The sequence below is a fragment of the Streptomyces sp. L-9-10 genome, assembly GCF_004151105.1.
Lineage (GTDB): Bacteria > Actinomycetota > Actinomycetes > Streptomycetales > Streptomycetaceae > Streptomyces.
Window position 1 is genome coordinate 1 of the sequence record NZ_PHRF01000152.1, and the last position, 12694, is coordinate 12694.

A 12694-nucleotide genomic window follows, 5' to 3' on the forward strand; every position below is an offset into this window, starting at 1 on the left:
TGACTTTTGGCACGCTGTTGAGTTCTCAAGGAACGGACGCTTCCTTTGTACTCACCCTCTCGGGCTTTCCTCCGGGCTTTTCCCTTCGGTCTTGCGTTCTTGCGTTTCCGACTCTATCAGACTCTTTCGTGTCCGATTCCCCGTCGGAGCGGGGCCGCCTTCCAGTTTTCCGCTTTCGCGTTTCCCCTTCCGGCGATTCCGACTTTATCAGAGTGATCCGAGTCGGATTCCCACCCCCATTCGGAAGCCCCCGGGCACGTGATTAACTCGGGTTCCCGTCGAGGTGGAGCCGTAAACGTACTGGAGCGGGGGGCCTCGAAGCAAATCGAGGCCCCCCGCTCCGGGTGACGCATCGGACGATGCGTCAGACGCGTCAGACCTCGACCACCACGGGCAGGATCATCGGACGCCTGCGGTACGTGTCCGAGACCCACTTGCCCACCGTGCGGCGCACGAGCTGCTGGAGTTGGTGCGGCTCGGCGACACCGTCCGCGGCCGCCTTGCCGATGGCCTCTTCGACCTTGGGCAGCACGGCGGAGAACGCGGTGTCCTCGATGCCCGAGCCGCGGGCCTGGAAGTGCGGGCCGCCGACAACCTTGCCCGTGGTGGAGTCGACCACCACGAAGACCGAGATGATGCCCTCGTCGCCGAGGATGCGACGGTCCTTGAGGGAGGTCTCGGTGACATCGCCGACCGACAGACCGTCCACGTAGACGTAGCCGGCCTGGACCTTGCCCACGATCCTCGCCCTGCCGTCGACCAGGTCGACGACCACGCCGTCCTCCGCGATGACGATGTGGTCCTTGCGGACCCCGGTCAGCGCGCCCAGTTCGGCGTTGGCGCGCAGGTGGCGCCATTCGCCGTGGACCGGCATCAGGTTCTTGGGCTTGCAGATGTTGTAGAAGTACAGGAGCTCGCCGGCCGAGGCGTGGCCCGAGACATGGACCTTGGCGTTGCCCTTGTGGATGACGTTCGCGCCCCACCGGGTCAGGCCGTTGATCACGCGGTAGACCGCGTTCTCGTTGCCCGGGATGAGCGACGACGCCAGGATGACCGTGTCGCCCTGGACGATACGGATCTGGTGGTCGCGGTTGGCCATGCGCGAGAGCGCGGCCATCGGCTCGCCCTGGGAGCCGGTGCAGACGAGGACGACCTCGTGGTCGGGGAGGTCGTCGAGTGTCTTCACGTCGACGACCAGACCGGCCGGAACCCGGAGGTAGCCCAGATCGCGGGCGATGCCCATGTTGCGGACCATCGAGCGGCCGACGAAGGCGACTCTGCGCCCGTACTCGTGCGCCGCGTCGAGGATCTGCTGGATGCGGTGGACGTGGCTCGCGAAGCTCGCCACGATGATCCGCTTCTGCGCGTTCGCGAAGACCTGTCGCAGGACGTTCGAGATGTCGCGCTCGGGCGGGACGAAGCCCGGGACCTCCGCGTTGGTGGAGTCCGAGAGCAGCAGGTCGATGCCCTCCTCGCCGAGCTTGGCGAAGGTGGGCAGGTCGGTGAGCCTGCGGTCCAGCGGGAGTTGATCCATCTTGAAGTCGCCGGTGTGGACCGCCATGCCCGCGGGAGTGCGGATGGCGACGGCCAGGGCGTCCGGGATGGAGTGGTTGACCGCGACGAACTCGCAGTCGAACGGGCCGATGCGCTCGCGGTGGCCCTCGGTGACCTCAAGGGTGTACGGGCGGATGCGATGCTCCTGGAGCTTCGCCTCGATCAGCGCGAGGGTCAGCTTGGAGCCGATCAGCGGGATGTCGGGCTTCAGCCGGAGCAGGAACGGGACACCGCCGATGTGGTCCTCGTGGCCGTGGGTGAGCACGACCCCGTCGATGTCGTCGAGGCGGTCCCGGATGGTGGTGAAGTCCGGCAGGATCAGGTCGATACCGGGCTGCTCCTCCTCCGGGAAGAGGACGCCGCAGTCGACGATGAGCAGACGGCCGTTGTACTCGAAGACCGTCATGTTGCGGCCGATCTCGCCCAGACCGCCGAGCGGGGTGACACGCAGGCCGTTCTTGGGCAGCTTCGGCGGCGCGCCGAGTTCAGGATGCGGATGACTCAAAAGACTCTCCTCACCACACGCGCCACGTGCCGCAGAGGCACGTGGCGCGCATGACATTCGTGCACTTGCTGTTGTCTGTATGGACTGTTGTCCGGTGAAACCGATGTGTCGGTTTGTCTCGATGGGCTTATGTCTTCGCGTATTCAGTTGTGAAGTCTGTGATCAGAGCTGTACCCCGCCGGCCGCCAGATCGATCTTGAGCTGTGCCGTTTCATGGTCGGACAGCTCGACGAGCGGGAGGCGCAGCGGTCCGGCCGGCAGCTTCTGCAGCGTGAGCGCGGCCTTGGTGGTGATGACTCCCTGGGTGCGGAACATGCCCGTGAACACCGGGAGCAGCTTCTGGTGGATCTCGGTGGCCTTGTGGACGTCACCGGTGAGGTGGGCGTCGAGTAGTTCGCGCAGCTCCGGGGTGACCACATGGCCGACGACGGAGACGAAGCCGACCGCGCCGACGGAGAGCAGCGGGAGGTTGAGCATGTCGTCGCCGGAGTACCAGGCGAGGCCGGACTGGGCGATGGCCCAGCTGGCGCGGCCGAGGTCGCCCTTGGCGTCCTTGTTGGCGACGATGCGCGGGTGCTGGGCGAGACGGACGATCGTCTCGGTGTCGATGGGGACACCGCTGCGGCCCGGGATGTCGTAGAGCATGACCGGCAGCCCTGTCGCGTCCGCGATGGCGGAGAAGTGCCGGAAAAGGCCCTCCTGCGGCGGCTTGTTGTAGTACGGGGTCACCGCGAGCAGTCCGTGCGCTCCGGCCCGTTCGGCTGTGCGGGCCAGCTCCAGGCTGTGGCGGGTGTCGTTGGTGCCGACACCGGCGACGATATGGGCCCGGTCTCCGACGGCCTCCAGGACGGCCCGTACCAGCTGCTCTTTCTCCGCGTCGCTGGTGGTCGGCGACTCACCGGTGGTGCCGTTCACGACCAGGCCGTCGTTGCCCGCGTCCACGAGGTGGACGGCGAGCCGCTGGGCACCGTCGAGGTCGATTGCGCCGTCCGCCGTGAAGGGCGTGACCATGGCGGTGAGGACCCGCCCGAAGGGGGTCTGCGGAGTGGAGATCGGAGCCATGGGTAACACGCTACTCGCTGCTCAGCTCACCGTGTCCCTTTGGGGGACGGGACAAGAGGAGCCCGGCACTGCCTGCTCGGGGGTTCAAGCAGTGCCGGGTCCGTTTGATCAGCCTAGATGAACTTCTCGAAACGCCGCAATCCGGACACTTCACTCGGCCGACCGTACATCTGTGCCCCGGACAGGCCCGGAGCGTCTAGGGGGCGACCCGGCCGTTGGCGTTGAAGGCCGCGTGGGTGAGGGGCATGAGCTTCGCCCAGTGCTCCTCCATCCGCTCTCCGACCATCTCGATCTCCCGTTGCGGGAAGGACGGGGTCCTCGCCTGTTCGTGCTGGGTGCGCAGGCCGAGGAAGTGCATCAGCGAGCGTGCGTTGCAGGTGGCGTACATCGACGAGAAGAGCCCGACGGGCAGCACGGAACGGGCCACCTCACGGGCCACGCCCGCCGCCAGCATCTCCTGGTAGGCCTCGTACGCCCGTGCGTAGGAGTCCTCCATGACGCGGCCGGTCAGCTCCTGCTGCTCAGGGGTGCCGTCGACGAACACATACTTCCCGGGACGGCCCTCCTGGACGAGCTTGCGCGACGCGTCGGGCACGTAGAAGACCGGCTGGAGCTCTCGGTAGCGGCCCGACTCCTCGTTGTACGACCAGCCCACGCGGTGCCGCATGAACTCGCGGAAGACGAAGATCGGGGCGCTGATGAAGAACGTCATCGAGTTGTGCTCGAAGGGGCTGCCGTGGCGGTCCCTCATCAGGAAATTGATGAGTCCCTTAGACCGCTCGGGGTCCTTCGAGAGCTCTTCCAGGGACTGCTCGCCGGCGGTGGAGACGCGCGCGGCCCACAGCACATCGGAGTCACCGGCGGCGTGCTTGACCAGCTCGACGGTGACATCGCTGCGGAAGCTCGGTTTGGTCTCGGCGGGGGTGTCGCTCACCGGCGGGGTCCTTCCATTCGCATCGCACGGGCGGCGCCCACTCTACGGCTCGGCACTGACAGCGACGGACGGGCCGGCCTCGCACAGCGTTCATTGGTCAATTCGGGGAATTAGGGCACCGAATGGGGCTGTTGTTCGTCTCACTGAGTAGCAGCTGACACATCAGCGGCGTTCCATCACGAGAATCGCAAGGAGAGTCCCTCCATGTTCCGCCGGCGAGAGGCCGTCCCGTTCGCATTCGTCGCCGAAGCCGACAGCTTCCGCAGTAACGTCGCGCCCCCGCCCAAACAGCGGGCCGGCACATCCGAGGTCGTCAGCCGTGCGCTGATCGGACTGACCGTCGTCGCCGGATTCACCGGCGCGCTGCTTTTCGGACTGCCGTCCCTGGACACAAATCAGTCGGCCGGCCATACGCAGCAGTCCGAGGCGTCACAGGGCCGCTGACTCGTCCGGCCCCCCTGGGGTGGTCCGGTCGGGCCGGGGATCGATAGCCTCACCGGGCACAGCAATCGAGCGTGCTTGTGAGTGAGGATCAGTCGTGCCCCTGCCCTTCTTGACGGCCGACCGGGCTTTTGACGCGACCGATGACGTCGCGCTGCCCTTCGACGATCATGATCATTGGCGGCGTCCGTACCGCCCAGGCCCCTGGCGCGTGGTGGCGGCGGCGCTGCTTCTGCTGCTCGCCTCGTTCGTTCTGCTCGCGGCGATGATCATCGCGTTCGCGGGCGCGCTGTCCGGTGCGACGGTGTGTCTGGTGGTCGCCGGGGTGGTGATCGCCGTCGCCCTGCGCCTGCTCCGCGTGGGCGCGTGGGTGAGCCGGCACGGCGTACGCCGGGTGGGCCTGCTGCTGACGAAGACCGTGTCCTGGGACCAGGTCACGGCCGTGCGCACCGTCCAGCAGCCGGTTCGCTGGCTCGGGCTGCCGCGCACCGTACAGGGGCAGGCGCTCGTCCTCGTACGCCGGCAGGGTGAGCCGATTCAACTGCTCACCGACCACAACGCGGACTTCCTGTCGCGTGGTGAGGCGTTCGACCGGGCCGCCGACACCGTGGAGGCCTGGGGAGACGAGTACCGCGGCGTCTGACGCCGTCGTACGGACAGGAGAGCGGTACGAGCGGGGTCCGGCCATGGCAGGCCGGGCCCCGCTCTGTCATACGCCCTCTCGTGCGCGCTCCGGGGTACCTGGGGTGGCCGGGGTCGTCAGACCCGTACGGGCTTGCCGTCACGGAGCGCGATGGCCCGCTGCATCGCTTTGCGGGCACGGGGGGTGTCCCGGGCATCGTGGTAGGCGACCGCGAGCCGGAACCAGCAGCGCCAGTCGTCGGGGGAATCCTCGGTCTCGGCCCGGCGCTCGGCGAAGACGGCGTCCGCGGAGTCCCGGTCGATCCGGCCCCCGGCCGTACGCACCAGCGTGTCGACCGGCAGGCCGCCCTCGGCTTCCAGCTCCGCCGCGAGCCGGTTGGCGCGGGCGACGAACTGGGTGGTCTTCCAGAGGAACCAGACACCGATGAGCGGCAGGATCAGCACGGCGACACCGAAGGTGACGGTGAGTGCCGTGCCGTGTTCGATCAGCAGCACTCCCCGGCTGCCGACCAGGACGAAGTAGACGACCAGGACGGCGGCCGTGACACAGTAGGTGATCTTTGCACGCATGGGCTCAGCTCAGGTCGAGGAAGTGTTCCAGGCCGAAGGTGAGGCCGGGGGCGGAGACCACGCGCCGCACACCGAGCAGGATGCCCGGCATGAAGCTGCTGTGGTGCAGGGAGTCGTGCCGGACGGTGAGGGTCTCGCCCTCGCCGCCGAGGATGACCTCCTGGTGGGCGAGGAGGCCACGGAGCCGTACGGAGTGCACCGGCACGCCGTCGACATCGGCGCCGCGTGCGCCGTCCAGCGCCGTGACGGTGGCATCGGGCTGCGGGGCGCTGCCCGCCGCCGTGCGGGCCGCCGCGATCAGCTGGGCCGTACGGACGGCGGTGCCGGAGGGCGCGTCCACCTTGTTCGGGTGGTGCAGTTCGACGATCTCGACCGACTCGAAGTAGCGGGCCGCTGTCTCGGAGAACTTCATGGTGAGGACCGCGCCGATGGAGAAGTTCGGCGCGATCAGCACGCCCGTCTCCGGGGAGGCGGCCAGCGAGGTGTTCAGCTGCGCGAGCCGCTCGTCGGTCCAGCCCGTGGTGCCGACGACCGCGTGGATTCCGTGGCGCACACAGAAGTCGAGGTTGCCCATCACCGAGGCGGGGGTGGTGAGTTCCACCGCGACCTGGGCGCCGGTCTCGACCAGGGTCTCCAGCTTGTCGCCCCGGCCGAGGGCCGCGACCAGTTCCAGGTCGTCGGCGGCCTCGACGGCCCGTACCGCCTCGGCGCCGATACGGCCCCTGGCTCCGAGAACGGCCACGCGCAGCTTGCTCATTGCTCTGCTTCCTTCAGCGTCGGGGGTGCGGCCCGGTCAGGAGACCACGTCGTCGAGGCGGTCCGCCTGCTTGTCCTTGAGGGGTCCGATGACGGACAGCGAGGGACGGTGTCCCAGTACGTCGCGGGCGACCGCGCGTACGTCGTCGGGGGTGACGGCGGATATCCGCCCCAGCATGTCGTCCACGGACATCTGGGCGCCCCAGCACAGCTCGCTCTTGCCGATCCGGTTCATCAGCGCGCCGGTGTCCTCCAGGCCGAGGACGGTGGAGCCGGAGAGCTGGCCGATGGCGCGGCCGATCTCCTCGTCGCTGAGTCCGTCCTCGGCTGCCCGGTCGAGCTCGTCGCGGCAGATCTTCAGGACGTCGTGGACCTGGCTGGGCCGGCAGCCGGCGTAGACCCCGAAGAGGCCGCAGTCGGCGAAGCCCGAGGTGTACGAGTAGACGCTGTAGGCGAGCCCGCGTTTCTCCCGTACCTCCTGGAAGAGCCGGGAGCTCATCCCGCCGCCGAGGGCGGTGTTCAGGACGCCGAGCGCCCAGCGGCGCTCGTCGGTGCGCGCCAGACCCGGCATGCCGAGGACGACATGGGCCTGCTCGGTCTTGCGGTTCAGCAGATCCACCCGGCCCGCGGTGCGCACGGCGCGGCTGCCGTCGCGGGGGGCCAGGGGCGCGGCGTCCGCACGGGACAGGGCTCCGGCCTTCTCGAACGCCTTGCGGACCTGCCGTACCACCGTGGCGTGGTCGATGTTGCCCGCGGCGGCGACGATGAGACGCGTCGGGTCGTAGTGCTTCTTGTAGAAGCGCGCGATCCGGTCGCGGTCGAGGGCGTTGATGGTGTCGACGGTGCCGAGGACCGGCCGGCCGAGGGGGGAGTCGCCGAACATGGTCTGCGCGAACAGGTCGTGTACGCAGTCGCCCGGGTCGTCCTCGGTCATGGCGATCTCTTCGAGGATCACCCCGCGCTCGGCGTCGACGTCGACGGCCTCGATGAGCGAGCCGGTGAGCATGTCGCAGACGACATCGATGGCCAGCGGGAGATCGGTGTCGAGCACCCGCGCGTAGTAGCAGGTGTACTCCTTCGCCGTGAAGGCGTTCATCTCACCGCCGACCGCGTCGATGGCGGAGGAGATGTCGAGGGCGCTGCGCCGGGTCGTGCCCTTGAAGAGGAGGTGCTCCAGATAGTGCGTGGCGCCGTTGAGCGCCGGGGTCTCGTCGCGGGAGCCGACCTGCACCCAGATCCCGAAGGTCGCGGAGCGTACCGACGGGAGGGTTTCGGTGACGACGCGCAGGCCGCCGGGGAGGGTCGTCCGGCGGACCGTACCGATGCCGTTCTCGCCCTTGAGCAGGGTTTGGGTACGGGCGACGGCCCGCGCCTCCGAGGAGGTGCGGGCCGTCGTCCTGGAGCTGGCTGTCACTTAGCGCCCGTGGCGGAGCCGCTGTCGGACACAGTGTCCTTCGCCTCTTCGGACTCTCCGGCCTCTTCACCCTCGATGACGGGGATCAGGGAGAGCTTGCCGCGCTGGTCGATCTCGGCGATCTCGACCTGGACCTTCTGGCCCACACCGAGGACGTCCTCGACGTTCTCCACGCGCTTGCCGCCGGCGAGCTTGCGGATCTGCGAGATGTGCAGCAGACCGTCCTTGCCCGGGAGCAGCGACACGAACGCACCGAAGGTGGTGGTCTTGACGACCGTGCCCAGGTAACGCTCGCCGACCTCCGGCATGGTCGGGTTGGCGATGCCGTTGATCGTGGCGCGGGCGGCCTCTGCGGCCGGTCCGTCGGCGGCACCGATGTAGATGGTGCCGTCGTCCTCGATCGTGATGTCGGCGCCGGTGTCCTCCTGGATCTGGTTGATCATCTTGCCCTTGGGGCCGATGACCTCACCGATCTTGTCCACCGGGATCTTGACGGTGATGATCCGCGGGGCGTTCGGGGACATCTCGTCCGGGACGTCGATGGCCTCGTTCATCACATCGAGGATGTGGAGGCGGGCGTCGCGGGCCTGCTTCAGCGCGGCGGCCAGGACCGAGGCGGGGATGCCGTCGAGCTTGGTGTCGAGCTGGAGCGCGGTGACGAAGGTCTTCGTACCGGCGACCTTGAAGTCCATGTCGCCGTAGGCGTCCTCCGCACCGAGGATGTCGGTGAGGGCGACGTAGTGCGTCTTGCCGTCGATCTCCTGCGAGATCAGGCCCATGGCGATACCGGCGACGGGGGCCTTGAGCGGCACACCGGCGTTCAGCAGCGACATGGTGGAGGCGCAGACCGAGCCCATGGACGTCGAGCCGTTGGAGCCCAGCGCCTCGGAGACCTGGCGGATCGCGTACGGGAACTCCTCGCGCGTCGGCAGCACCGGCACGATGGCGCGCTCGGCGAGCGCGCCGTGGCCGATCTCGCGGCGCTTCGGGGAGCCGACGCGGCCGGTCTCACCGACGGAGTAGGGCGGGAAGTTGTAGTTGTGCATGTAGCGCTTGCGGGTCACCGGCGAGAGGGTGTCCAGCTGCTGCTCCATGCGGAGCATGTTGAGAGTGGTGACGCCCAGGATCTGGGTCTCGCCACGCTCGAAGAGCGCCGAGCCGTGCACGCGCGGGATGGCCTCGACCTCGGCGGCGAGCGTACGGATGTCCGTGACGCCGCGGCCGTCGATGCGGACCTTGTCCTTGATGACGCGCTCGCGGACCAGGGACTTGGTCAGCGCGCGGTAGGCACCGGAGATCTCCTTCTCGCGGCCCTCGAACTGCGGGAGCAGCTTCTCGGCGGCGAGCTCCTTGACGCGGTCGAGCTCGGCCTCGCGGTCCTGCTTGCCGGCGATGGTGAGCGCCTGGGAGAGCTCGCTCTTGACGGCGGCGGTCAGCGCCTCCAGGACGTCGTCCTGGTAGTCGAGGAAGACCGGGAACTCACCGGTGGGCTTGGCGGCCTTGGCGGCGAGGTCGGACTGGGCCTTGCACAGCGCCTTGATGAAGGGCTTCGCGGCTTCCAGACCGGCGGCGACGATCTCCTCGGTGGGAGCCTCCGCGCCGTCCTTGACGAGCTGGATGGTCTTCTCGGTGGCCTCGGCCTCGACCATCATGATCGCGACATCGCCGTCGTCCAGGACACGGCCGGCGACGACCATGTCGAAGACGGCGTCCTCCAGCTCGGTGTGGGTCGGGAAGGCGACCCACTGGCCCTTGATCAGGGCGACACGGGTGCCGCCGATCGGGCCGGAGAAGGGCAGGCCGGCCAGCTGCGTGGAGCAGGAGGCGGCGTTGATGGCGACCACGTCGTACAGGTGGTCGGGGTTGAGCGCCATGATCGTCTCGACGATCTGGATCTCGTTGCGCAGGCCCTTCCTGAAGGAGGGGCGCAGCGGGCGGTCGATCAGGCGGCAGGTGAGGATCGCGTCCTCGGACGGCCGGCCCTCCCGGCGGAAGAAGGAGCCGGGGATCTTGCCGGCCGCGTACATCCGCTCCTCGACGTCCACCGTCAGGGGGAAGAAGTCGAGCTGGTCCTTGGGCTTCTTGGAGGCGGTGGTGGCCGACAGCACCATGGTGTCGTCGTCCAGGTAGGCCACGGCGGAACCGGCGGCCTGCTTGGCCAGCCGTCCCGTCTCGAAGCGGATGGTGCGGGTGCCGAAGGTTCCGTTGTCGATAACGGCTTCGGCGTAGTGGGTCTCGTTCTCCACTAGTGTTTTCTCCTCGTGTTCGTCCGGTGCCCGTGTGGCAGGGGACGTGACGGAGAAGCGCTCCTTGGTGCGGGCCGGTCTTCGATCGAAGCACCCGGGCCCGCGGCATGGGCCGCGCGCCTTCCGGGAGCCACTACCGAGGACCGGCGGCGGCGGAGTTCGCTCCTCCTCTTCAGTTGTGCTCGTGCGACCAGATTACTGAGCTTCGCCGCGGGATGACATTCCGGTTGTCCCGGGCGGGGCGCTCGTGGGCCCGGTACGGGGGTGGTCGGCCCACCCGTACCCCGGCGCGTGCGCGACAGAACGTACGCGCGTACGCGAAAGGAGCGGCCCCCTGGAAGTGGGAACCGCTCCCTTCACGGTGTCTTACTTGGCACCGCCGGCCGCACCGCGGCGGATGCCCAGGCGGTCGACCAGCGTACGGAAGCGCTGGATGTCCTTCTTGGCCAGGTACTGCAGCAGCCGGCGGCGCTGACCGACCAGGATGAGCAGACCACGACGGGAGTGGTGGTCGTGCTTGTGGGTCTTGAGGTGCTCGGTCAGGTCCGAGATCCGGCGCGACAGCATGGCGACCTGGACCTCGGGGGAGCCGGTGTCACCTTCCTTGGTGCCGAACTCGGTCATGATCTGCTTCTTCGTAGCGGCGTCGAGCGACACGCGTACTCCTCGTAGGTCTTCGTGGCCACCGAGTGCCCCAGGTCGAATACTCTGGGGAGCTTCCGTTACTCGGGAGGCGGGGATCCGTTGGGCGCTGTTCCGGACGGTCCCGGAACGCGTACACAAACGGCCGCTACGTAGCGTACCAGCCCCGTCAGGAGGTCAGCGCCCGGATGGAGTGGTAGACGTCGAAGACCGCCAGACAGAGCGGTACGAGCGTCAGCAGGACGAAGGCCTCCGCGATCTCCAGGAAGCGGCCCCAGAAGGGGGTCACGCCCTTGCCCGGCACGATCAGGCCGATGGCGGTGATCAGGGCGGCGACGGCCGCGACGGCGGTGGTGAGCCAGACCGTACGGATGTCCAGCGCCGTGCCGTCACCCCGCAGGGCCTCGTGGATCAGCTCCGAGGGCGGGTTGAGGCAGAGCCCCAGCACCAGCAGCGCCAGGGCGCCGAGGCCCGCGGCCAGGGCGCAGCCGACCTGGGCGGTGTAGCGGAAGAGATGGGCGCGCATCAGCATGGCGATGCCGGTGGCGAGCGCGAGCAGCTGTCCCCACACGCTGTCGGAGAAGCCGAGCACCGCGGCGGCGCCCACGGCCACCAGCGCGCAGCCGCCGACCAGGCCGACCAGCAGCTCATGACCGCGCCGGGCCTGGGCCGCGATGCGCTCGGCGTCGACCGGGCCCTGGGGGACCGGGTCGGCACCGTAGTCGCCGACGGACGAACGGGGCGGCTCGAAGCCGATGGGGAGCCGGGCGAAGCGGGTGGAGAGGCCGGGCAGGAACGCCAGGGTTCCCACGGCGAGCGGGGCGCAGACCGCGGCCGTCTCGGCGGGGGCCATGTCGGTCAGGATCGCGACGAAGGTCACCAGCAGACCGACGGCGGCGGCGAACACGAACGCGACGAAGGCGCCGTCCCCGCTCGGAGTGACGATCATCAGGATCACCGCGGCGACGAGCACGGCCCCGCAGGCGAGCAGGAACTGCAGCCTGCCGGTGCCCTGGCCCTGTGCGAACGACAGCAGTCCGGAACCGGCGACGGCGGCGTTGGCCAGTGATCCGATGCCGAGGGCGATGGACGAGCCCCGGTCGTCGTAGATCCGGGCGCGTACGCCGGCGAGCGCGAGCAGCAGGACGGCCGTGACGGCGGCCAGGATGCCGGGCAGGCCGTGCATGTCGTGCCGGGGGTCGGCGGTCCACAGGACGAAGGAGAGCAGGACCAGCAGGACCGAGCCGCCGAAGAGCCCGGCGCCGCGCATCAGGCCGTCGGTCCAGAGCGTGCTGTCGCGGGCGACGGCGGAGGCGACGGCGTCCGAGACGTCGTCGAAGACCGCCGGCGGCAGGGACTCGGCGAAGGGCCGCATCGAGAGCAGCTCGCCGTCGAGGATGCGCTGGGCCGCCAGGGAGCGCGCGCTGTCGAGTACGGTGCCGTCCCGGCGTACCAGGTGGTACCCGACGGGGGCGCCCTCCGCGGGGCTCTGTCCCGACAGCCTGAGGATCTCCGGGTAGAGATCGGCGATGGGGATGTCCTCGGGCAGTGCCACATCGACGCGGCCGTCCGGCGCGACGACCGTGATCCGGCAGAAGCCGGTCCCGCCGCCGGCCGGAGCCACGGGACCGGGGTGACCGGTTCCTGCGGCCGCCGCTCGGGCCGTCTGGGCCGTCATGCTCACCTGCTGTTCCCCCTTGTGGTTCTGATGGATCGTGCGCGTGGACCGGGTACGCGGATCCGGTGCGCGGAAACCGTGCGCGGATCGTGTGCGTGGGTGGGTCCTGTGCGCGGATCGTGTGGATCGTGGGCCGCGTGCTGATACCGGGCCTTGCGCTACGACCCGAATCACCCTGTTTTTTGCACTAGTTCACGGGTGCGCAAACGCGTCGCGCCACCCTACCGCCATGCCTCCGTCCGCCACGCAA

The 12694-nt window shown here is 68.9% G+C and carries 11 protein-coding genes; 2 read left to right on the forward strand and 9 right to left on the reverse strand.

Going from position 1 to position 12694, the window contains the following annotated elements:
- Positions 1 to 373: 373 nt before the first annotated feature.
- From CU044_RS31270 to thyX, 3 genes are all read right to left on the reverse strand, one after another.
- Positions 374 to 2059 (reverse strand): ribonuclease J, encoded by a 1686-nt coding sequence (locus tag CU044_RS31270; protein WP_030351640.1) that lies wholly within the window; start codon positions 2057 to 2059, stop codon positions 374 to 376.
- A 162-nt stretch (positions 2060 to 2221) separates the two neighbouring features.
- Positions 2222 to 3121 (reverse strand): 4-hydroxy-tetrahydrodipicolinate synthase, encoded by a 900-nt coding sequence (dapA, locus tag CU044_RS31275; RefSeq protein WP_129772114.1) that lies wholly within the window; start codon positions 3119 to 3121, stop codon positions 2222 to 2224.
- A gap of 196 nt (positions 3122 to 3317) precedes the next feature.
- Positions 3318 to 4055, reverse strand: coding sequence for an FAD-dependent thymidylate synthase (thyX, locus tag CU044_RS31280; RefSeq protein WP_129772115.1), 738 nt, complete (start codon positions 4053 to 4055; stop codon positions 3318 to 3320).
- Between the two features lie 204 nt (positions 4056 to 4259).
- On the opposite strand from thyX, the gene CU044_RS31285 reads away from it, so the two are divergent.
- Both CU044_RS31285 and CU044_RS31290 read left to right on the forward strand, forming a co-directional pair.
- Positions 4260 to 4499, forward strand: coding sequence for a hypothetical protein (locus CU044_RS31285; protein WP_129772116.1), 240 nt, complete (start codon positions 4260 to 4262; stop codon positions 4497 to 4499).
- Positions 4500 to 4593: 94 nt separating this feature from the next.
- The gene (locus CU044_RS31290; RefSeq protein ID WP_129772117.1) at positions 4594 to 5139 is read left to right on the forward strand and encodes a hypothetical protein; all 546 of its coding nucleotides are present in this window, start codon (positions 4594 to 4596) and stop codon (positions 5137 to 5139) included.
- Between the two features lie 116 nt (positions 5140 to 5255).
- Here CU044_RS31290 and CU044_RS31295 read toward each other — a convergent pair whose 3' ends face one another.
- The 6 genes from CU044_RS31295 to eccD all read right to left on the reverse strand — a co-directional run bounded on the left by CU044_RS31295 (position 5256) and on the right by eccD (position 12444).
- Positions 5256 to 5708, reverse strand: a complete 453-nt coding sequence (locus CU044_RS31295) for a tetratricopeptide repeat protein (protein WP_129772118.1) — start codon at positions 5706 to 5708, stop codon at positions 5256 to 5258.
- 4 nt (positions 5709 to 5712) lie between these two features.
- The gene (gene dapB / locus CU044_RS31300) at positions 5713 to 6465 is read right to left on the reverse strand and encodes a 4-hydroxy-tetrahydrodipicolinate reductase (protein WP_129772119.1); all 753 of its coding nucleotides are present in this window, start codon (positions 6463 to 6465) and stop codon (positions 5713 to 5715) included.
- Positions 6466 to 6501: 36 nt separating this feature from the next.
- Complete coding sequence (locus CU044_RS31305; protein WP_129772120.1) at positions 6502 to 7878, reverse strand: pitrilysin family protein; 1377 nt, start codon at positions 7876 to 7878, stop codon at positions 6502 to 6504.
- The gene (locus tag CU044_RS31310) at positions 7875 to 10124 is read right to left on the reverse strand and encodes a polyribonucleotide nucleotidyltransferase (RefSeq protein ID WP_129772121.1); all 2250 of its coding nucleotides are present in this window, start codon (positions 10122 to 10124) and stop codon (positions 7875 to 7877) included. Before CU044_RS31310 ends, CU044_RS31305 begins: the two co-directional genes overlap by 4 nt.
- A 366-nt stretch (positions 10125 to 10490) precedes the next feature.
- Positions 10491 to 10781 carry a 30S ribosomal protein S15 gene (gene rpsO / locus CU044_RS31315; protein WP_030351649.1) on the reverse strand — a complete coding sequence of 97 codons (291 nt, stop codon included), beginning with the start codon at positions 10779 to 10781 and terminating at the stop codon, positions 10491 to 10493.
- 154 nt (positions 10782 to 10935) lie between these two features.
- Positions 10936 to 12444 (reverse strand): type VII secretion integral membrane protein EccD, encoded by a 1509-nt coding sequence (gene eccD / locus CU044_RS31320; protein ID WP_129772122.1) that lies wholly within the window; start codon positions 12442 to 12444, stop codon positions 10936 to 10938.
- Positions 12445 to 12694 lie beyond the last annotated feature (250 nt).

Bases quoted from the DNA above. Each gene is read 5' to 3' on its own strand.
- dapA (WP_129772114.1), bottom strand. From the start codon at position 3,121: ATGGCTCCGATCTCCACTCCGCAGACCCCCTTCGGGCGGGTCCTCACC.
- CU044_RS31285 (WP_129772116.1), top strand. From the start codon at position 4,260: ATGTTCCGCCGGCGAGAGGCCGTCCCGTTCGCATTCGTCGCCGAAGCC.
- CU044_RS31295 (WP_129772118.1), bottom strand. From the start codon at position 5,708: ATGCGTGCAAAGATCACCTACTGTGTCACGGCCGCCGTCCTGGTCGTC.
- dapB (WP_129772119.1), bottom strand. From the start codon at position 6,465: ATGAGCAAGCTGCGCGTGGCCGTTCTCGGAGCCAGGGGCCGTATCGGC.
- eccD (WP_129772122.1), bottom strand. From the start codon at position 12,444: ATGACGGCCCAGACGGCCCGAGCGGCGGCCGCAGGAACCGGTCACCCC.